Here is a 21,000-nt window from a genome sequence, read left to right as displayed (position 1 = left end):
CAATAAATTTTTTCTATTTTGTGCGGTTTGAGACCGAGACATACGGTAGTTTCAACTAGAAATACCGAATGTTGGAAACAGATAAACGACGATGTTGGAAGGCTACGCAAGTATAATAGGAGTATTAAGAAAATCTCTCACGAAATTGCACTAATCGTATTTGCAAATATCATCGTATAAAAGTTGAAAATATGATATTTTTTGGACGGGATGGTCCGGCAGTTCCGAGGACGAGAGCGTCCGCGGTCAGTGGGACTTCAGCAGTCCGTCTCGGGCCAATCGCTTCCGGAGGTCGTCGTAGAGACCCGCACAGCTATTCTCCGGGGTTCGGTGGTCGGCCACCTGCGAGAGCGTCTCCCAGTCGCCGACGAGGACGAGGCGCTTGCGCGCTCTGGTCAGCGCGACGTTCAACCGGCGCGGCCCCTCGTCGGGGAGTTCGAGGAACCCGCTACTGCCCGCGTCGTTGCTCCGGACGAACGAGACCACGACGGCCTCGCGCTCACCGCCCTGAAACGAGTCCACGGTATCGACCGTGATTCGGTCCGGGTCCTCGATTCCGGCCCGGTTCAGTTGCGAGCGAATCTGTCCGACCTGTCCGCGGTACATCGAGATGACGCCGACGTCCTCGGGAGCGACGCCGTTCTCGGTCAGGATTTGGACTTCCTCCGCGACCACTTCGGCCTCCGGGGGATTGTAGAGCGAGTCGCCGCCGGATTCGCGGTACTCCTCGCCGCCCACGTCGATGCCGACGAGGGGGTCCAAGTCGCCGATTTGCCAGTTCCGATTTCGGTCGGCGGTCTCCAGATTCCCGCCGTAGAACTGTTCGTTGGGGAACCGGGCGATGTCGTCGTGCATCCGGTACTGACACCCCAACAGGACCGAGATGTCGTCGCCGTATCGCTCCAGCAGGTACTCGAACAGCGAGGTGTGAGTCTGCTCGTCCTCGGTCTCGTCGTCTGCGTTGGTTGCCCCGTCCGCGCCGGGTTCGGCGGCGCTGTAGGGCGGGAGTTGCTTGTGGTCGCCCGACAGAATCAGTTTGCGCGAGCAGTCGAGGACGATGGCCGTCGCGGGGCGACTCGCCTGCGTGGCCTCGTCCACCACGCCCACGTCGAAGCGGTCGGTGTCGAACTGGGCAGACCCGCTGGTCGTGGCCGCCACCACGTCGGCCTCGGCGACCGACCGGTTCTCGTAATTTCGCTTGACGACCTCGTTCGTGGAGTTGTGGCCGACGCGAGCGATGCTGATGCTGTCCGTCTCGCCCCCGTCGCCCTCACTCTCCCGGCACGCGACTTCGTGGAGCGTTCCGGGTTCCGGTTCTTCGAGCGTGCTGTCGCCCACTAGCAGGTTGTCCACGGCCTGATTCGAGTGGGCGGTCACGAGGACCGAATCGCCGTGCCAGACCGCGTGGAGGACGTAGGCGGTCAGCGTCCGGGTCTTGCCAGTCCCCGGCGGGCCGTGGATGCACAGCAGGTCCTCGGCGTCGTCGGCCCACTTCAGCGCCTGCCGTTGGTACTCGTTGAGTTCCATCTCGACGCTCGGGACCGAGAGGCGGTCCGCAGAGAACTCGGCGGGGCGACTCCCGGTCAGCAGGTCGCGCTTCGACTGGTTGTCGCGTATCCGGTCCAGCGCCTCGGTCCGGCGCTCGAAGGGCACCGGATTCAGCAAGTGGGTCAACCAGTACTCGCCGTCGCCGGTCAGCGCCTCCTCGACCAGCGAGGGACTGTGCGAACACCGCCTGTCGGCTTTGACCGTCAGGACGGAGCCTTCGACCGAAGTGGTCCGCACCGCCAGCGGGAAGTGGTCGGCGTCGTCCAGCGTGTCCACGAGAAAGACGCTATCCGGGTATATCTCCTCGTCTCGGTAGAGGTCCGTGTCGCTTCCGTCTCGACCGCTCTGCCGACCGCCGTGCCGACCGCCCTCCGTAATTTGAAACTGGAATCGCCCGACGCTGTTGGGATGGCTCACCCGCCCGAGCGAGACGAACGGTCCCACTGCGAGGCCATTCCCCACCAGCGTCTCGATACCGGTCTCGACGTGTCTCTGCCGGTTGGCGCGCTGTTCGGCGTCGCGCTCGTCGTTCACGAACTCGTACATCTCCTCGAAGAACTCACGGCGCTCGTCGTCCGACAGTCGGGACTGGGGTTCGACCGCCGAACCGGGTAGTTCGAAGCGTTCGAGTTGCTCCTCGGCCTCGGGGGTCAAATCCGGGTGCCAGTACTTGAGTCGGTCGCCGATGGTGGTCTCGGCGGCGTCCTCGACCGAGACGAACCGAACCGTCCCGTCGATGCCGAAACTGGTGTCGTACCAGCCGATTTGCTCGGAGTCGGGCCGCCAGAGGACGTACTCGTCGGTCGTCACGGGAGTTCCGGGTTCGTGGAGCGGCACGGCGTAGCCGTCCCGGTTCGGCGGGGTCTCTCGGACCGTCCGCGACGCCCGGTCGAGTGCGGACGCGAGGACCGCGGGCGAGTTGTTGCGCTCGAACCGGGTGGTCGCGTCCAGACTCCCCTTCGCTCGCAGGAGGGTTGCGCCGCGGACGTTCCACTCCTCGGTGAGAGTTTCGACTGCCGGGCGCTCGTCGGCGGGGCGGTCCGAAGTCATCTGGCGCTCTCGGTCGCGCGGTCGATTTTTCGGTAGTGGCGGTCTCGGCAGTGTTGGTCCCGATATTGCTGGTCCCGGCAGTGTCGGGTGACAGGTCGCGTCGTCTCGGAGGTGGGGTGCAGGGCCATCGCTGAAAGTCGTGTCGTAGGTATCGGAGATGGCGGTAATAGGCCCTGCGTTTCGGGGCGTTCGTCACCGACGCCGCCTGCTCTCCGGACCACTGCCTGCTCTCTGGGCCGCCACCACCGTCTACCATCCGTACCGCCACCACCGCCCGCGCTCCGGGCCGGGGTCCGAATCAGGCATCCGGAGCGAACACGAGGAGTTCCGGGATTAAACACAACTACACAATTTCTACGGAATTGTAGAAGTTTATTAAACAAATAATTGGATGTCTATTCCTACTCGGTTCGGTCCGTCCTCGTCGGTGGCGTCTCGTCGGGAGTGTCTCGCCGCTCACCGGTCACGGTGGTCGGTGGCGCAAGCGCCACCCGCACGCTAATGCTACTGTGTCACGTGGTACCGAGGAGAACGATGTCAGACGACGACTCCGCGGCCTCCTCGCTCTACCCGAATCGCGGTCGGCAGTCCCGGAAACCCGGAGTTTCGCGCCGTCGCCTGCTGTCGGGGTCGATGGCTGTGGGGGCCGCCGCCACCGCCGGGTGTACCGGCAGTTCGTCCGCGCCGGCCCAGTCGGAAGCGGACGCCGAGCGCGAGACGATTTTCGTCTTCAACACCGGCGACAAGACTGTCAGCGTCATCGACGCCGAGGACGACGAGGTGGTGGCCACGCCCCATCTGGGTGCGACCTCCTCCTTCCCGTCGAACCAGTTCACCCCGCGGCTTACCGACGCCCCGGACGACCCCCTCTGGCTCAACGTCGGCCGAGGAGTCCGGGCGTTCGCGGTCGGGTCGCTGTCGGAAGTCGCGTCGGTCGAGACCGGTTCGGGGGCCAACTGGCAGGAACTCACGCCGGACGGGAACCACCTCGTCGTCAGCGCGCGGGAACCGGCCCACGCTCAGTACCGCATCGACGCCGACCCCTCCTCGGCGTCGTTCGGCGAGGTGACGGCGGAACTCGACCGCAGGGACGAGGACGGACGCGGCGGCCGAAACGGTCCCGGCCCGTGCGACGTGACGATGCACTCCGACGGCGACTACGCCTACGTCCCGGACCTGTTCGGCGACACGCTGTCGGTCCTCGACATCGACGCCTTCGAGATAGTGACGCAGGTCCCAGTCGAACCGAGCGCGAACGCAAACACCGCCCGGCCGTGGATGGCGACCGCAGGGTGGGACGGAGAGGTCATGCTGGTCGAGAACAACGAGGAGGGCGGCGGGTCCGAGAGCATCTGGGACGTGAGCGACCCCACAGCCCCCACCGAGCGAGTGCGACTGACGGGCGACGACGGCCTCGGCCGGCGACCGCTCACGAGCGAAATCGGTCCCGGCTCCGAGGTCGGCTACGTCTTCACGCCGGGGTCGAACGATATTTCGGTCATCGACCTCGGGGAGGGAGTCATCACCGACCGCCTCGACCTCGGCGGGTCGGCGTTCGCCGGGACGTGGGGACCAAGCCGTGAGCGCCTCTACGTGTCGGTCCAGACGAACGACGAGGTGAAGGTCGTGGACCACGCGAGTCGGAGCGTCGCCGCGACGATTCCGGTCGGTGCGAAGCCCTACGGTGCGACCGCCGCGAGGGTCCGGCCCGAGGAGGACGCCGCCGCGAACCTCTTGGGAACGCTGTCTGCGCTCGGCGTCGAACTCTCCGACGAGGGGACCACCTACTGCATCGGCAACTGCGCCTGCGGCCATCAGCTGTAGGATTTTCGACTTTTTTGCCAGCGACCCGAGACGAACGGACAACGCTTTCGGGGCCTGCCCACCACGTCCGGGTATGCGCCGATTGACGCAAGCCGCGTTGGTCGTGGTCGCCCTGCTGGTCGTCGCGGTTGGCGGTGGCGTCGTCTACTTCTCGCTCCCGCATCACGGGACGCCCGCCTCGATTCAGTCGGTCGAGGACGACCCCCGCGTCTCGGTCACGACCACCGGAGGCGTCCACGTCCTCGCGCCGGCAGACGCCGATGCAACCACCGGGTTCGTGTTCTATCCCGGCGCTCGGGTCGCTCCCGACGCCTACTACGGCGTCCTCGCTCCGCTGGTGACGCGAGCGAACGTCACGGTGTTCGTCCCGAAGATGCCCCTGAACGTCGCCCTGCTGGACGCCGGGACTGCCGACCAGATTCGCCGAGATAACCCCACCGTTCGGACGTGGTTCGTCGGCGGGCACTCGCTGGGCGGCGTGGCCGCCTGCCAGTACGCCGATTCCCACGACGTGCGGGGCCTCGTCCTGTTCGCCTCCTACTGTAACGCGAACGTGAGCGACGACGAGTTAGCGGTCCTCAGCGTCACCGGGAGCGCCGACACGGTTCTCGACCGCGAGAACTACCGCGCGGCCCGCACCCGCCTCCCGCCGACCGCAACCGTCCGCGAGATTCGGGGGATGAACCACACCCAGTTCGGGTCCTACCGCGGGCAACGCGGCGATTCGCCCGCGCCGCGCTCCTACGCCGAGGCCCACGACCGACTCGCGGACGTGCTGGTGCCGTGGGTAGCCAACCGGTCCGCAACTCCGAAGTCGTCGGCGTGAGTCGAGCGCGAGTTGTTCACCCGCGCATGAGGTTCATGACCTCATCGGCCACCGCGGGTTCGACCGCGACGACGTACCGCTTGCCCGCGGTCAGGGTGGTGTCGCTCCCGGCGATGCGCTCGCCGTCAGCGTCCGAGACGACCAGCGCACCCGACGGGAATCGAACGTCGGCGAGGCGCTTCCCGGCGGCCGGGGACTCCTCGTGTACCCGAATTAGCATGATGTCGAGCGCGCCGGTCACGTCCGAGAGCGTCTGCACGTCGCTCCCGACGATTTCGTTCGCCGCGAGTCGGGCACCGGCGCGCTCGGGGAAGACCACCGCGTCCACGAATCGGGTGTAGGACTCGCCCGCGGAGCGTTCGATGCGCGCCACGGTCCGGATGCCCGGAGACAGTTCCTTGGCGGCCATGCAGACCGCGAGATTCAGGCCCGTGACGCCCGTCAGCGCCGCGATGGCGTCGGCGTCCTCGACGCCGGCCTGCTCGATGATGTCGGGGTTGGTCGCGTCGCCCTCGATGACCGTGGCGACCCACTCGTCGGCTATCTGTTCCACGATGTCGGTTCGCTGTTCGATTATCGTCACGTCGTGGCCGCGGTCCGCGAGGAGTTCCGCCGTCTGGAACCCGACGCGGCCGCCGCCAGCGACGATTACTTTGAGGTCTTTCGTCATGGGTCGAATGTCAGCTTCTGTCGTTGTTCACTCATCGGACTCTGGCGTCACGTCGAATTTCAATCATCTGACTCTGGCGTCACGTCAAGTTCGGTCGTCTGCTCGTCGTCTCGGTCGCTTCCGGACCGGAATCGGTCGAGCGCGAGGTAGGTGAGACCGCCGAGGAGAATCCACCCGACGCTGAGGCCCAGCGCCAGCGGGTCGGTCCGAATCAGGTACTCGACAAGTACGCCCGTCAGGACCAGATTGAGCAGAATACCCAGCGCGGGCGGGACGGGATAGAACGGAATTTCGTAGGGGCGGTGCATGTTCGGGCGCTCTCGCCGGAGTCGTATCACCGCCACGTTGACCACGACGAACGACAGCAGGAAGAACAGACTCGACATGTTGCCGGCGCTCTTGGTCGGGAGCGCGACCGACCCCAACATCACCACCGCGCTGGCGAGGATGGCGACGAACGGGGTGCCGTACTTGTGGTGAATCTGTCCGATAGACGACACCAGTTGGCCCTCTCGCCCCATCGAGAACGCGACCCGCGACGAGGCGATGACGACCGCGTTGAGCGCCGTCAGCGTCGAGAACACCGCCCCGAAGACGATGACCGCGCCGCCATTCTGGATGACGGGAATCCCGGTCGGCATGAACTCGGTCGCCGCCTGCGCGATGCCGGCCTCGCCCGCCTCTGCGAGTCCGTCCGCGCCGAGAGTCCCGATTGCGACCGACACCACGGCCAGATAGACCACCACGGTCGCGCCCAGACTCACGAAGATGGCTTTCGGGATGTTCTCGCGAGGATTCTCGACCTCCTCGGTGACGGTGGTGATGAGGTCGTAGCCCTCGAACGCGATGAACGTCAGGCCCATCGCCGGGAGGACGGCGAGCGCGCCTCCGTCCTGCGGGAACAGCGGCTGGAACTCGGCGGTCGAGAACATCGGCGAAACCGCACCGAACGCGACGAACACGACGAGAATCGAGACCTTGACCGCGGTGAAAATCGTCTCGACGCTCCCGCTGGCGGCAGTCGAGACGGCGTTGACCGCCACGAGCAGGAGGACCGCCGCGAACGCCAGCAGAACCGCTACCGGGAGCGCGGCGTCCACGAGGGGGAGCGCGACCGCTTGGACCTGTTCCGGCGGCGGGACCATACCGTAGACGTGGAGGAGTTCGAGGAAGTTCGGGGCGAAGCCAAGCGCGTAGAGTCCACCGGCAATCATGTAGGCGAACCAGAGCATCCACCCCATGACGAACGACGAGAGGTCGTCGAATACCTCCCGGACGAAGGCGTACCCGCCGCCGCTCTTGGGAATCGACGCGGCGAGTTCGGCGTACGAGAGACCGGTGAACGCGGTGACGACGCCGTTGAGCGCGAACACCAGAATCGCGGCCGGGCCGGCGATTTCCGCGGCCAGTCCCGTCAGGACGAAGATGCCCGCGCCAATCATCGCCCCCATCCCTATCATGGTGGCGTCGAGCAGGCCGAGTTCGGCCTCGGGGGCGCGATTCTGGCTACTCATCGCCTTCGCGTCGGTTGCTGTCTCGGGTGTGGTACCCTTCGCGTCGGTTGCTGTCTCGGGTGTGGTACTCCGGGTTCTGTGCGCTTTCACCGACGGTAACGCCCTTCCGTGCGCTTCCACCGGCGGTGATGCCCGGCGACGCGAGGCAGGCCACTCGTCGTGACTCGTTGTTCTCCACCGTCTCCATACGACGAAAAAATCCGTTGTCGATGTTAAACCCTCGGGACGTTCCCAAATTCTGACAACTATTGGTCCGTCTTGTTCGTCTATTCGTCCGTTTCGTTCGTCTATTCGCCCGTGTCGTTGGTCGCTGGGCGCTCGCTATCGAGTATTGCCGATGGCGTACCGGGATTTTCGACCGCCCGGCGACCGGTCGTTTCGGCCTCGATTCTCGCTCGCGCAGAACCATGCTTATTAGACAATCAAACTCTTAGGTATGACTCACTCGATGGTCCGGCCAAATCGCCAGCGCGAACGGGACGGTACGCAAGAAGCGAAAGAAGCGCAAGAAGACGAGAAAGAGGGCCAGCAGTGCCCGGAATGCGAGTCAGACAACCTCGTTACCAGCGGCGACAGTAACGAAATCGTCTGCGAGGACTGCGGGCTCGTCATCGAGGAACAGACTATCGACCGCGGGCCGGAGTGGCGCGCGTTCAATCACAACGAACGACAGAACAAGAGTCGGGTCGGCGCGCCGACGACCCAGACGATGCACGACAAGGGGTTGACGACGCAAATCGACTGGAAGGACAAGGACGCCTACGGCCGGTCTATCTCCTCGAAGAAGCGAAGCCAGATGCACCGCCTGCGCAAGTGGCAGGAGCGCATCCGAACCAAGGACGCGGGCGAGCGCAACCTCCAGTTCGCGCTCTCGGAAATCGACCGGATGGCCTCGGCACTCGGGGTCCCGCGGTCGGTCCGAGAGGTCTCGTCGGTCATCTACCGGCGGGCGCTCAAGGAGGACCTCATCCGCGGACGCTCCATCGAAGGGGTTGCGACGAGTTGTCTCTACGCCGGGTGTCGCCAAGAGGGCATCCCCCGAAGCCTCGAGGAGGTCTCGGAGGTCTCCCGAGTCGAACGCAAGGAAATCGGGCGGACCTACCGGTACGTCGCCAAGGAGTTGAGCCTCGAGATGGAACCGGTAGACCCCAAGGAGTACGTGCCCCGGTTCAGTTCCGAACTCGGCGTGAGCGAGGAGGTCAAGATGCAGGCCAACCAGATTATCGACGAGACCGCAGAACAGGGCCTGCTGTCGGGCAAGTCGCCAACCGGCTACGCCGCGGCGGCAATCTACGCCGCGTCGCTCCTCTGTAACGAGAAGAAAACTCAGCGCGAGGTCGCCGAGGTCGCACAGGTGACCGAGGTGACGATTCGCAACCGGTACCAAGAGCAAATCGAAGCGATGGGCATCTACTGAGGCTCGGACGACCGGTATTCGTCGCAGGGCCGGATGTGCATCAGTTTCTGTGAACGTTCCAATCTCGGTGAACGTTCCAATCTCGGTGAACGTTCCAATCTCGGTGAACGTTCGGGTTGATTGCGACCGGTGTGCGGTTGATTGCGATTATCGAACTAGCGTTTTTCGCCGAGGTCGGTTCTATCGTGAGTGATGTTTGTCGATATTTTCTCAGAGACACACACCACGTTTCCAGTGAAACGGGAAGGATGGTGGGGGACGGGGAGGGCGGGGAGATAGGAACGGCGGGCTGACAGGGACGGTGGGGAGATAGGAACGGCGGGCTGACAGGGACGGTGGGGAGATAGGGACGGTGGGCCGACAGAGACGAGGCAACGAGAACAGCGGAACGATAGGGACGACGGAGAAGATAGGTCGATGAAGGCGAGGGAGGTAACGAAAGTGACGGGGTGACGGAAACGTTGGAGGTTGTGGGGAACCAAATACCGGGTCGGACACACACCACGTTTCCAGTGAAACGCGTGAGTAGTGGGTGGGAGGGGTAGTGGGTAGGAGAGGTAGTGGGTGGGAGAGGTAGTGGGTAGCGGGGTTGAGCGGTGGTCAGTTGCGTCTATTTGTCGTACTATTCCCATAGATTTATTATTCTGTCTTTCGTCAAAGTCCATTGAATAGATTTTAATTTCCTATAGCTGTAGCTCTGCTACAGCTCGTTTCACTCGAAACGGTGGTTTCAGCGGTTCTTCCGTCTGTTCGACAAGTACTCTCCTCCGATTCAGCAAAACTCTTGTCTGACTTGGCCCCGACTCAGTGACACTCTCGCCCGATTCAGTGACACTCTCGCCCGATTCAGTGACACTCTCGCCCGACTCAGCCAGACGAGGTTGTTCTGTGTCTCGGTCCAATATTCTGCGTCTCGGTACCGTTTACTACGTCTTGAGGAGACACCGTGTTTCAAACGGCTCTCGGCGTCGAAAACTATCGAACCCCAGTACCAAATCCCGACATCGACTACTATCGAATCGACATCGACTACTATCGAACCCCGTCATCAAAGGTCCGATAATCAACCATTATCGAATCTTCGACCCCCGCTTCGTCTGCACCCCACCCCTCCAAAAACCGCTTTCACTGGAAACGTGGTGTGTGTGTCTCACCAATCGAACAGCACCCCCGTCGAGAATTGGAGCGGTAAACCTCCCAGCGACAGGACTAAGTGATTTTCACTGGAAACGTGGTGTCGATGAGCGACACCAACGACAGTCTCTTTTCCAGAGACGACCCCATCTTCGCCGACAAGGAACTCCTCGAAATCAACCACCTCCCCGACGACGGTCGAATCGTCGGCCGGGACGACGAGATTCAGTCGCTCGCTAACGCACTCAACCCTGCCCTCTTTGCCCAATCCCCGAGCAACGTCCTCCTCTACGGGAAGACCGGTACGGGCAAATCGCTCTGCGCCAAGCACGTCTCCCGCCAGCTCGTCCGCGAGGCCGACTCGGAAGGCGTCGCCGTCGGCCGCGCCTACGTCGATTGTGCCCAAGACACCACCGAGACGCAAGCCGTCCAGACCATCGCCAGCGAGGTCAATACGCCAGCGACCGACATCTCCATCCCCGACAAAGGCATCTCGACCTCGACGTACTACAAACGCCTCTGGCGAATCCTCGACGCCGAATACGACGTCGTAATCATCATGCTGGACGAAATCGACAAACTCGAGAACGACGAGATTCTGATGCAACTCTCGCGTGCCGGCGAGGCCGGGAAACTCGACCACTGTAAACTCGGGACCATCGGCATCAGCAACAAAATCAAGTACAAAGACCGGATGGACGAGCGCGTCAAATCTAGCCTCTGCGAACGAGAGTTTGTCTTCCCACCGTACAACGCCAACCAATTGCGCGACATCATGGCCGCCCGCGACGACGCGTTCAAAGAGGACGTCCTCGAACCGGGAACCATTCCCCTCGCGGCGGCCCAAGCCGCCCAAGAACACGGCGACGCTCGGAAGGCCATCGACATCCTGCGGTACGCCGGCGAAATCGCCCAGTCGGAAGGCGACGCGAAGGTCCGCGAGGAGTACGTCGAACAGGCGCGCGACCGGGCCGAGAACGACCGGTTCCGGGAACTCATCCGCGGCGCGACGCCCCACTCGAAGCGGACCCTGCGCGCCCTCGCAATGCTCTCGATGAAACACGACGACGACGCGTATCGGACCTCTCGGGTCTATCAAGCCTACGAGCGAATCTGTGACCGAGCGGGGACCGACCCGCTGTCGGCGCGGCGCGTCCGGGACCTCCTCAGAGAACACGCGTTCTTGGACGTTATCGAACAGGCCGACCGGAGCGGCGGGAGCGCGGACGGAAACTACACTGAACACCGCTTGGTCGAGGACCCCGCAGTCGTGATGGCCGTCCTCGGCGACGAGTAACCCCACCGCAGGCGTTTTTCGACCAGCACCTGCTCGGTTTCACTGGAACCACGCCGTCCGTTTCACTGGAAACGAGGTGTGCGACCCACCGAGGCCGTGGGTCAGCGAACGGTCTCACGGCGTGGAATCGACAACCACGTCGGCGTCCGTCTCGCCCTGCCCGTCGAACTCGGCGACAAGGGAATCGAGTCGCTCGGGGTCGTCCGCGCCGAGGAGTCGCCGGTCCGCGGTCGAACACTCGGCGGTGACGCCCAGTCGGTCGCAGACGAGATTCGCGGTCGCTTCCGCCATCTGGCGGTAGGTCGTCAACTTCCCGCCGACGACGCTGGCGAAGTTCTCGACGCCCTCGTCGGCGTGGTCGAGGACGAAAAAGCCCCGCGAGATGCCGCGCCCGCCGGAAGTCTCCCCATCTGAGTCCTGCCGCTCTCTCTCGTCGGGACCGTACAGCGGCCTGACGCCCCACCACGTCCGAACGTCCGGCGCGTCGGCGACCGGCGGGAGCATCACAGCGCACTCGGCGACCGTCTCCGAGACTTCCCACGATTCGGTCGCGTAGTCGTCAGGGTCCGCGACTTCGACGCTGGTGGTTCCGAGGACGACCTCCGAGTCGTGGGGTACCACGATGTCGCCGTCGTCCGGCGCGCGACATCGGTTCAGGACCGGGCCGAGACCGTCGTACTCGACCGAAACCATCACGCCTCGCGTCGGTCGCATCTCGACGCCGACGCCCGCCATCGCGGCGACCTTCTCGGCCCACGCGCCGGTCGCGTTGACGACGAACTCGGGTTCGATTCGGCCGTCTATCGACCCGCCGACCTTCACCGCGGCGATTTTCCCGTCGTCCACGGTCATCCCCTCGACCGGTGCGTGGGGGTGGATTTGCCCGCCGTGGTCGCGGGCGTCGGCCGCGTTGGCGGCGACCAGTCGGGAGGGGTAGACCACGGCGTCGGGGACCCGGAGCGCACGCTCGACGCTCTCCGAGAGGTCGGGGACGACCGCTCTGGCGTCGTCGCCGTCGAGGAGAGTCGTGGGAATACCGACCTCCTCGCAGGCCTCGCGCTTCTCCTCGAAGTACGCGGGGTCGTCGCCGGCGAGTTGGACGAACAACCCGCCGGTGTCGCGGACGCACTCTCCGGCGATTCGCTTGAGGACGCGATTCTCCCGGATGCACTCCTCGGCCCCGATTCGGTCGGCCTCGGCGTAGCGTGCGCCGCTGTGCAACAGTCCGTGCGAGCGGCCGGACGTTCCGCTGGCGAGGCCTCCTCGGTCAACGAGCGTGACGTCTACGCCGCGAAGCGCGAGGTCACGGGCGACTCCGGCCCCGGTCGCACCGCCACCGACGACGAGAACGGTCGTCTCCATACCGTTGGTTCGAGTACATACACAAGTTCTTGACGGTGGCGTGAGTCGCTGTCGGCCGCTTTCGGAGGCCCCGCTCCGCGCGCAGTGCTTGGCTTCCCAATGATGAGATGAGTCCTCGCCTTTCCGACGCTGAGTCCTCGACTCCGCGATATTGGACTAAAGGCCGCGACCGGCATCTTCCGCCTCGGCGTCTGACCGTCCGTCTCGCCTGCTGGCCCGCGAAGTCGGTCGCTCGCGCTTCAGACTCGTCTACAATCTTTTACAAAATAATTATGTTTCTCTCACAATTCAGATTCGAGGTAATCGAATTGTTTAGTTAGCTCTACCCGGCGCTGGCGCGTGACGACCGTCGCGTCGAACGCGGGTCCGAGGTACGCCACGTCGATTGCGAACTCCGTCGTCGCCCTCACCGTCGTCTGCCCGTCGTGTTCTCGCAGGGTGTACCTCGTCGTCATCTCCTCGAAGATACCGTCTCGCTGTTCGTACGCGAGGATTGCGTCGTCGTCCTCGACGATTTCGAGCGTCAACTCGATTTCGAAGAACAGTCCCACCGCGTTTGCGAGGTGGATGGTATCGCCCTCTACTTCCACCTCGTCGAATCCCGCGGAACGCATGAACGGTTCCACGTCCTCGATACGTTCTTTGAGGGCCTCGGGAGATGCTTCGATATTCCGCGTGACCGTTACCCTTTCCATACTTCAAGTTCCGAGTGGAACCGGGATGAGCGCTTCGACGTGTCGTCGTTCGGTGGTCCTCTGGACGTCGTTTCGTCTATCGTGATGACGAATCCACTGGTCCAACTGGGAACGCGCCCGTAGTACGAGTTGGCGTTCGTCTGGGAACTCGGCCATAGTTCTAGAGGGACGGACAGGTCAATCAACGTTCCTACGGTGGACCAGAGCGACAAGTACGATGACGACGAGTCTACGTTAGGTACACAGCTGACCGTTCGATTGCTATCCGCAGGATCTATGATAGTAGACTCGTGACACGCGCTCTTGAACAGAGTATGACGGGAGCAATGGCTTCTCAGTCGGCGGAAGGAACGCTTCAATTCACGACGCTCTCTAGTGAAGGTGGCCCTCCACGTTATGCACCTGACCGAACTACAATAGGTCATGGCAATAATTGTCTACCGAGGCGTTGATGACACTGTCTCGGAGGATGTCGACGACGAGCAACTGAACTATCGGGAGGACCACTGGCAGATTCATCACGGCGACGATGAGTTCACGTACATCCCGAGAGAACGCGTCTATTCGGTGCAGATGAACGATCCGCACGTCATAACAGACGAGTAGTCACACGGTGAAGAGAACGCTCTGGAATCAGAATCTGTGGATTTCACACTCCCCAGAAGAACGCGATCCCGAGGACGGTGACCACCGACAGGAGCAACTGTAACGGCGCACCGACGCGAATGAAGTCCGAGAACGTGTACCCGCCGGGCCCGTAGACAAAGAGGTTCGTCTGGTAGCCGACCGGCGTCATGAACGCCGTCGAGGCGGCGAACGTCACGGCGAGCACGAACGCGAACGCGTTCGCACCGATCGACTGGGCCGCGCTGGCAGCCACCGGAATCATCAACACGACGCTCGCATTATTACTGATGACGCTCGTCAACAACCCGGTCGCGAGGTAGAACACCCAGAGGACCCCGATTGGCGGCAGGAATACCGCTGTCGAAGCCACGGCATCGCCGAGTAGCGCCGCAGCCCCGGTTTGTTGCAGGGCGATACCGAGCGGGATGACGCCTGCGAGCAGGAAGATCACGTTCCACTCGACCGACGAGTAGAGTTCGGTCGGTTTCAGGACGCCAGTGAAGACCATCGCCACGACCCCTGCTAACGCAGAGACGACGATTGGGAGAATGTTCAGTGCGGGGAGTGCGACGACGCCGGCGATGATTCCGACCGCGAAGGGAATCTTGTCGCTCCGATAGGTCACCTCGTCGAACTCGTGGGCGACGATGAAGTCCTCGTTCTCGACGAGGCGGGTGAGACTGTCGGGCGGTGCCTGCACGAGGAGCGTGTCACCGACCCGGATACGGATGTCCTCGAATCGGTCGCGGACGACGTCACCACGGGTTCGAAAGGCGAGGACGTTCGCGTCGTAGCGCTGTCGGAAGGTTGAACTCGCGAGGGTTTCGCCGACGAGGAACGACCCCGACGGGATAACGACCTCGACGAGGACCGGTTCTTCCTCACCGGGGTGCAGGTCGTCTTCGGTTCGTGGACCGCCAGACAATGTGAGGCCTTCCGTGTCCATGATTCGTTCGAGTGTCTCCCGGTTCGTCCTGAGTCGGAGCGTGTCGCTCTCGCGGATCTCCTTACGAGCGAGCGGTTCTGAAAAGCGCTCACCGTATCGGATCAGCTGTAACACGTCGATGTCGAGTTCGTTGTCTCCCAGTGCCTCCTCGACTGTCTGCCCGATCAACGACGAGTTCGCTGGCACGGCGACGTCTGCGAGGTACTCTTGGAGGGCGTACTCTTCGACGAGGTCCTCGTCGGCGGGAATCCGTTCGGGGAGCAGTCGAACGCCAACCGTCATCAGATAGAGGGAGCCGACCGCGAACACGACGAGACCGAGTTTGGTGAACTCGAACATCCCGAATGCGTGCAGACCAAGTTCGGGAGACTCCGCCCCGAGTTGGGCTGCGATATCGCTCGCGAGGATGTTCGTCGACGTCCCGATGAGTGTCAACGTGCCGCCGAGCATCGAGGCGAACGACAGCGGCATCAGTAATTTCGACGGTGAGGTCTTCCCGTTGTGTGCGAGGTCGTTAATCACCGGGACCAGAATCGCGACGACCGGCGTGTTGTTGACGAGGCCCGAGATGGGGCCGGTGATGCCAATCGTCGCCGCGAGTTGCTTGGATCGGTTGGCCCCCGCGAACGCGGCCATCTTCCGACCGAGCAACTGGACGATGCCGGTTCGATTGATTCCCGTACTCAGGATGAGCATCGCAAGGACGGTGATCGTGGCTGGATTCGCAAATCCCGAGATTCCCTCTCGTGGAGAGATCTGTGTCCACGGTTCGAGTACCATCAACAACACCATTACCAAGATGGCGGTGACGTCGATTGGAAACCACTCAGTGGCGAACAACACGAGCGCGAGCAGAATGAGGGCGAAGACGACGAGCATCTCGGCCGTTACTGACGGGAAGCCGAGACCCTGGACTGCCAACGAAACGGTAGAGAGGACCACACTAAACAGAGACGCTGACGCGGGATAAGGACTGGTATGTACACGAGCGAGTTGATTAGAGCGATACTTCATGCACTGCCTTGGGGTGGAGTCCCGAGGAAGTTCACTCGTCGTCCGTCTCCTGTATTTCCTGTGCCTCTCGAATCACGAGTCGTTCGATTCGAGTATCATCGACGACCTCGACCCCACACTTACTCCTGCCAGCGCCACTCTCTCCCCGCCGAACCACTCGCAGACCGACAGTTCACTCACCGACTCGGTTACGAATTCCCTCGCCGAGTTCGACGGATTTCCCGCGATACTCGGCGCAGGCAACGGAAATGGGAACGGCAACGGAAAGGGCAAAAACACCTCGCAGACGGCGACTACAGCCACCACGACACCGCCCGAAACCACCACTGCAAAACCACCAAAAGGCCCGCCAACGACCACCCGCAACAAAACGCAGGGCCCGCCCGAGAACAAAACGCAAGACCCACCCGGAAATAAGACGCAAGGGCCACCTGAAGACCCCGGTCCACCGGGCAACAAAACGCGAGGCCCGCCCGAAGATCCGGGACCGCCGGGGAACAAGACGCAAGGGCCACCTGAAGACCGAGGCCCACCAGAGGACCGCGGCGGCGGCCCACCCGAAGATGCGGGGCCGCCCGAAGACCGCGGTCCACCTGAGTGGGCGCAGAACCCGGAGACGCCGCCAAGCGTCGCGCACAATCGCTCGGCGCTCGCCAACAAGAGCAAGCCCCTCGCTAACGCCTCGGTCAACGTCACCGTCCAAGATGAGGCCTCGGCCGCCGACTACCGCCTCGCCGCCATCGCCGCGCTCCAACAGGCCGACTTCTACGGGCCGGGTCGGTCGGCCGAGCGCCACCGAACCGCCGCGCTCAAAGCCCTCAACAAGTCTCTCCAGCACGTCTTTGACGCGAACCGCACCACATCGGCAGTCCTCTTCGAACACGACAAAGAAGCCAGCACCCCGCCGCAGTTCGCGCCGAACGTCACGAAACTCCTCGTGCGCTCCGACGAACAACTCGCCGCGACCGCCATCGCCGACGCCGAGCGCGTCCGGGAGACGCTCCGCGAGCGAAACGTCTCGTTCAATGAATCCGCAGTCGAGGAGAACATCACCTACGAACTCCGGGGCCGAGTGTTCGACGTTCGCGGCCACGAACTCACCGCGGTCGTTTCGCTGAACGGCGCGAACCGCACGCTTGCGCTGGACGTGAATGCCACGCCCGAGACGACGCCCGGCAAGGTCGCCACCTTCCAGACTAACCTCACGCTAACTCAGCAAATCAATACCATCGAGGTCAGGGCGACCGACCCGAATCGGCGCTGGGCACCCGACTCTCCAGACGCGAACGCGACAACTGGCGAAGGTCGTTTGCTCCTAGACGGTGACGGTCTGCCCGACACCTACGAAGAGAACGTTATCGGGACCGACCCACTCAATCCCGACAGCAACGCGACCCAGACTGCTCGAAACGAGTCTGCGAACAACGTTAGGGACGGCGCGGAGGACCTCGACAACGACGGCGAAACCGTCTACGAGGCCTACCGCTTCGGCCTCGACCCACTCGCCAACGATACCGATGGCGACCGTCTGCTCGACGGCTTCGAATTACAGTTCCAAGGCATCAATCCCGCAAACAACGATACCGACAACGATTCCGTCTCAGACGCCGCGGAGGACTTGGATAACGACACGCTGTCGAACCTCCGTGAACAGAACGCGAGTACGAACCCCGTCCGGGCCGACACCGACCTCGACGGACTGAACGACTCGGAGGAGTTGGCGAACGGGACGGACTCGCTCGCGCCCGACACCGATAGCGACGGCCTCACAGACCCCGACGAGTACGAGGTCGGAACGGACCCAACCGTGGCCGACACCGACGGAGACGGGGTGCTGGACGGCAACGAGACGTTCTCGACGGAGACGAAAAACGAGACGGTGGGCGCGGCGGTCAACATCTCGGGCAAAGGCAACGTCGCCGACACCGTCACGATTCAGAACGAGACGAACGACCAGATTCAGACCGAGACCGTCTCGAACGCCTCGGCATCCGCGGTTCTGAACTTCGAGGCCGATGCCGAGTTTGAGGAGGCGAACCTCTCGATCGACTACGACGAGACGCAGGTCGAAAACGAGTCGGCGCTGGCGGTCTACACCTACGACCCGAAACTCCAGACGTACCGCAAACTTCCCTCAGAGGTGGATGCCGAGAACGACTCGGTAACAGGAACGACGCCGCACTTCTCGACGTTCGTGGTGTTGAACAAAAGCGAGTGGCAGGCGTACATGGAGTCGCGGGCCAAGCCGAAACCGCGGTTCGCGCTGAACGAGTCGTTCGCGGACCTCGGCGGCTGGAACTGCACTGGCGACTGTTCGACCGGCGAGGGTCGGGTGGTAGTCGGCCAGAACTCCTCGGCGTTCTTCTCCGACGAGGCCGATGCCGAGTGCAGTGGGCCGATTATAAGACAGGAGTTTGATCCCGGCGACTGTCCGGGGAACGGAAGCGGTGGTGACGACGACGGTGACGAAAGTGACGACGATGACAACAACGAGAGCGACGACGATGACGGTTCATCGACGCCGTCTCCGCCGCCATCGCTCGACTCTGCTAATCTCAGTAAGTCGCTGACGATACCCGCCGATACAGTCGAACTGACCGTGACAGGGCCAGTCTCGGCGTTCGCCGAGGAGAGCAACGCGAGCGTCACCGTCGCGGTTCGAGTCGGTGGTGAGACGCGTCGAGTCCTCGAACTCAACGGCAAAGACGGCGAGCGGAAGTTCGGGAGTACCTACATCGACGAGAGGTTCGAGAATCCGACGGGCGGCACGGTAGAAGTTTGGATACACAAGGAGAATCTTGCTGGCGCGAGCCTGCCGTATCTCGACGTCGAGACGAAGCGCGATAGCGACGGCGACGGCCTGACGAACGAGTTGGAGAAGTTGGGTATCAAGACCGGTGATGGCGACCGAGTGTACACCGACCCGTACGATGCTGACACCGATGGTGACGGGATTTCAGACGGGAAAGAAGTTGCGGATCACATCGCCCACTACGTGGATGGCGGGTATTTCGAGTTGGAGAGCGACCCGACCGAGGTGGACTCTGACGGTGATGGACTTGACGACTACGAGGAAACGAACGAAAAGCGGACTGTCAGATATACGAAGTCGAGCGAGGACTCGAAGGAGTTCCTTGCGGCTCTTTACGACGACGATAGCGACCCCGGAAACCACCTTACCTCGCGGACGTTCAGAACTGATCCGATGCTGGCGGACTCCGACGACGATGGACTTCCAGACGGGAAGGAACTCGAACTCGGAACTGACCCATCGCGGATAGACACCGACGACGATGGGATTCCTGACGGCGACGAACTTGACTACGATACCGATCCGACGCTCCACGACTACCAAGGCCCGGAAATCAGCATCCTGCAGGCGATTTTCGAGACGACAGCGATTCCACCCGAGACGACGTATCGCATCGGGTATAGTGCGAGTGACCCGAGCGGTGTAACGAGAGTCCAATACGTCAAGGAAGGCGAGACGAAGATAGATTCCACGTTCTCGGACGCACCAGACGGTGTGAGTGACACGGAAGATTTCACTACTGGTCCCATCGAATCTATCGACAGCGCACTCGGTGGAACGACTGTCGACGTGAAGGCGACTGACGGCAACGACAACACCCGGCAAGTTGTCGCGCTGGAGCGCACGAACTTCTACGGGGAAGTTGCCGACGAACTCGGCTCGGACGACATCTACGGAAAAGAGACTGCGGCCACTTTTGGGTATCTCTCCGGGTTCTCGACGGGCGCAGGTAGTACTGTCGAAACGGTGAGGGCCGTCGCCGAAAACCCGTTCAGTTTCCTCGATTCTATCACGCAGGTCGTCACTCTCCTTCGGAATCTCGGACTCCTCGATGATCTCATCAAGGCGTTCCCGAAGCAAATTGAGGAGAACCAGAAGCGCAACAATCCCTACGACGAAGATACACAAGAAAAGTTGTATACGGAGTACCGCGAGGCGTGGTACGGAGGGTATATTTCCTACGCGCTCGTGTCGATGGTGGTCGGGGGTCAGGCGACGAAAGCCGCGAAGAACACCAAGAGGTTCGGGAACATCGTCGATACACTCGACCGGAATGGTCGGTTGACGACGGCAAGTAAGTATCTGGACGCGGTCGAAGACCGGACTATTGGGAAAGGAAAGCGGGTGACGTTCAAGTTGGGCGCGAGGGTTGCAAAAGGTAGCGCACACTTGAGCAGAAAGAGTGGACGGCGAGTTCTGTCGGGCGTGAAAACGGCGAGTGCGAAATACGACGTTCGTCAGAAACTCGGTGATGCGAAAGTCGGAACATTAGCCAAAGTTGAGAGCTACTCGCCAGATACTCAGCGGTTTATCGGACGAGTCACGGCACGTCTTGGTGATCGTGGAGTCAAGTTCGTTGAAGAGGCTGATAGCGACGATGTGTCGCAGATGATGGACACGCGGCGGACGATGGCTGATGGGGGTCTTAGCGTTGGTGAGTCTCGCATCTGGTCGTACCGGCTTGCAGAACTCATCGGTGAAGACGAAATTTCTTCCGAGGAATTCGGTCGATACTTGGATAACCTTGAAGCGATGGACCACAAAACACGACAGGAACTCGTTACACTCACTCTTGAAAGTGATAGTGCTTCTGCCAAAGAAGCTATCCAATTCACAAATGATTATAATGAGATTAGTAACGAGATCGGTTCTACCGAGGAGCTCAATGATCTCTATCATCGGGCCCTGACTGGTGACCGAGGCAATTTTGAAGGAGCCGCATTTGAAGCCCGATATGCAGCGAGCAAGTCAGACGATATCATTGCTGTTGGCCGAGATACCCCCGGTTCAATTAAGCAACCTCGGCCAGGCGATATTGATGTCCTAACTGAGGAAGGTGGAGAAAAAATAGGACACGAACTGAAGAGTAGTAGTGATGAAGGTGAAATTGGTGAGATTGTAAAAGGGTATGAAGAACTAGTCGAAGAGGGCGTTGTCGATGATTACAAAATCGTACTTAAACGTGCGCCATCCGATGGATTGAAACAGTACCTAGAGACGAACAACATTGACTATGAAGTTTATATATCCGGAGGGTAATCGAT

Annotated in this window: 14 protein-coding genes; 6 read left to right on the top strand and 8 right to left on the bottom strand. The window is 62.0% G+C overall.

The annotated features are described in order from the left end of the window. Positions 1-246 precede the first annotated feature (246 nt). Positions 247-2,598 (bottom strand): AAA domain-containing protein, encoded by a 2,352-nt coding sequence (locus P2T57_RS19720; RefSeq protein ID WP_276302623.1) that lies wholly within the window; start codon positions 2,596-2,598, stop codon positions 247-249. Between the two features lie 534 nt (positions 2,599-3,132). Between P2T57_RS19720 and P2T57_RS19715 the strand changes: the two genes are divergently transcribed. Both P2T57_RS19715 and P2T57_RS19710 read left to right on the top strand, forming a co-directional pair. Beyond that, positions 3,133-4,422 carry a YncE family protein gene (locus tag P2T57_RS19715; protein ID WP_276302622.1) on the top strand — a complete coding sequence of 430 codons (1,290 nt, stop codon included), beginning with the start codon at positions 3,133-3,135 and terminating at the stop codon, positions 4,420-4,422. Positions 4,423-4,495: 73 nt separating this feature from the next. After that, complete coding sequence (locus tag P2T57_RS19710; RefSeq protein WP_276302621.1) at positions 4,496-5,248, top strand: alpha/beta hydrolase; 753 nt, start codon at positions 4,496-4,498, stop codon at positions 5,246-5,248. A gap of 16 nt (positions 5,249-5,264) precedes the next feature. On the opposite strand, the gene P2T57_RS19705 is transcribed toward P2T57_RS19710, so the two are convergent. Genes P2T57_RS19705 through P2T57_RS19695 form a run of 3 tightly spaced genes read right to left on the bottom strand, consistent with a single transcriptional unit; the run spans position 5,265 to position 7,619 of the window. Next, positions 5,265-5,918 (bottom strand): potassium channel family protein, encoded by a 654-nt coding sequence (locus P2T57_RS19705; RefSeq protein ID WP_276302620.1) that lies wholly within the window; start codon positions 5,916-5,918, stop codon positions 5,265-5,267. Between the two features lie 59 nt (positions 5,919-5,977). Continuing rightward, positions 5,978-7,432, bottom strand: a complete 1,455-nt coding sequence (locus P2T57_RS19700; RefSeq protein ID WP_276302619.1) for an APC family permease — start codon at positions 7,430-7,432, stop codon at positions 5,978-5,980. Beyond that, positions 7,425-7,619, bottom strand: a complete 195-nt coding sequence (locus P2T57_RS19695) for a hypothetical protein (RefSeq protein WP_276302618.1) — start codon at positions 7,617-7,619, stop codon at positions 7,425-7,427. Before P2T57_RS19695 ends, P2T57_RS19700 begins: the two co-directional genes overlap by 8 nt. A 261-nt stretch (positions 7,620-7,880) precedes the next feature. Between P2T57_RS19695 and P2T57_RS19690 the strand changes: the two genes are divergently transcribed. Together P2T57_RS19690 and P2T57_RS19685 are read left to right on the top strand one after the other, a co-directional pair. Continuing rightward, positions 7,881-8,849 (top strand): transcription initiation factor IIB, encoded by a 969-nt coding sequence (locus tag P2T57_RS19690; protein ID WP_276302670.1) that lies wholly within the window; start codon positions 7,881-7,883, stop codon positions 8,847-8,849. A gap of 1,240 nt (positions 8,850-10,089) precedes the next feature. Continuing rightward, entirely contained in the window at positions 10,090-11,280 is a 1,191-nt protein-coding gene (locus tag P2T57_RS19685; protein WP_276302617.1) for an orc1/cdc6 family replication initiation protein, read from the top strand. A 114-nt stretch (positions 11,281-11,394) separates the two neighbouring features. Here the strand turns inward: P2T57_RS19685 and P2T57_RS19680 are convergent, their stop codons facing one another. Then, positions 11,395-12,642, bottom strand: a complete 1,248-nt coding sequence (locus tag P2T57_RS19680; RefSeq protein ID WP_276302616.1) for an FAD-dependent oxidoreductase — start codon at positions 12,640-12,642, stop codon at positions 11,395-11,397. A 281-nt stretch (positions 12,643-12,923) separates the two neighbouring features. Beyond that, a complete protein-coding gene (locus P2T57_RS19675; protein ID WP_276302615.1) occupies positions 12,924-13,337 on the bottom strand; it encodes an SRPBCC family protein in 414 nt (137 codons plus the stop codon). A 423-nt stretch (positions 13,338-13,760) separates the two neighbouring features. On the opposite strand from P2T57_RS19675, the gene P2T57_RS19670 reads away from it, so the two are divergent. Continuing rightward, entirely contained in the window at positions 13,761-13,943 is a 183-nt protein-coding gene (locus tag P2T57_RS19670; protein ID WP_276302614.1) for a hypothetical protein, read from the top strand. 43 nt (positions 13,944-13,986) lie between these two features. On the opposite strand, the gene P2T57_RS19665 is transcribed toward P2T57_RS19670, so the two are convergent. Then, entirely contained in the window at positions 13,987-15,789 is a 1,803-nt protein-coding gene (locus P2T57_RS19665; protein ID WP_276302669.1) for an SLC13 family permease, read from the bottom strand. Between the two features lie 307 nt (positions 15,790-16,096). Beyond that, positions 16,097-17,017: a hypothetical protein gene (locus P2T57_RS19660; protein WP_276302613.1), complete on the bottom strand. Its 921-nt coding sequence runs from the start codon at positions 17,015-17,017 to the stop codon at positions 16,097-16,099. Between P2T57_RS19660 and P2T57_RS19655 the strand changes: the two genes are divergently transcribed. Then, positions 16,997-20,995: a hypothetical protein gene (locus P2T57_RS19655; RefSeq protein WP_276302612.1), complete on the top strand. Its 3,999-nt coding sequence runs from the start codon at positions 16,997-16,999 to the stop codon at positions 20,993-20,995. The genes P2T57_RS19660 and P2T57_RS19655 overlap by 21 nt on opposite strands. The last annotated feature ends 5 nt before the right edge of the window (positions 20,996-21,000 follow it).

This window comes from Halorussus lipolyticus (assembly GCF_029338375.1).
In the GTDB taxonomy this organism is placed as follows: Archaea; Halobacteriota; Halobacteria; order Halobacteriales; family Haladaptataceae; genus Halorussus; species Halorussus lipolyticus.
The sequence above is the reverse complement of the archived record's forward strand: the minus strand, read 5'-3'. Positions and strand labels throughout refer to the sequence as shown.

Bases quoted from the DNA above. Each gene is read 5' to 3' on its own strand.
- P2T57_RS19720 (WP_276302623.1), bottom strand. From the start codon at position 2,598: ATGACTTCGGACCGCCCCGCCGACGAGCGCCCGGCAGTCGAAACTCTC.
- P2T57_RS19715 (WP_276302622.1), top strand. From the start codon at position 3,133: ATGTCAGACGACGACTCCGCGGCCTCCTCGCTCTACCCGAATCGCGGT.
- P2T57_RS19710 (WP_276302621.1), top strand. From the start codon at position 4,496: ATGCGCCGATTGACGCAAGCCGCGTTGGTCGTGGTCGCCCTGCTGGTC.
- P2T57_RS19705 (WP_276302620.1), bottom strand. From the start codon at position 5,918: ATGACGAAAGACCTCAAAGTAATCGTCGCTGGCGGCGGCCGCGTCGGG.
- P2T57_RS19700 (WP_276302619.1), bottom strand. From the start codon at position 7,432: ATGAGTAGCCAGAATCGCGCCCCCGAGGCCGAACTCGGCCTGCTCGAC.
- P2T57_RS19695 (WP_276302618.1), bottom strand. From the start codon at position 7,619: ATGGAGACGGTGGAGAACAACGAGTCACGACGAGTGGCCTGCCTCGCG.
- P2T57_RS19690 (WP_276302670.1), top strand. From the start codon at position 7,881: ATGGTCCGGCCAAATCGCCAGCGCGAACGGGACGGTACGCAAGAAGCG.
- P2T57_RS19685 (WP_276302617.1), top strand. From the start codon at position 10,090: ATGAGCGACACCAACGACAGTCTCTTTTCCAGAGACGACCCCATCTTC.
- P2T57_RS19680 (WP_276302616.1), bottom strand. From the start codon at position 12,642: ATGGAGACGACCGTTCTCGTCGTCGGTGGCGGTGCGACCGGGGCCGGA.
- P2T57_RS19675 (WP_276302615.1), bottom strand. From the start codon at position 13,337: ATGGAAAGGGTAACGGTCACGCGGAATATCGAAGCATCTCCCGAGGCC.
- P2T57_RS19670 (WP_276302614.1), top strand. From the start codon at position 13,761: ATGGCAATAATTGTCTACCGAGGCGTTGATGACACTGTCTCGGAGGAT.
- P2T57_RS19665 (WP_276302669.1), bottom strand. From the start codon at position 15,789: ATGCTCGTCGTCTTCGCCCTCATTCTGCTCGCGCTCGTGTTGTTCGCC.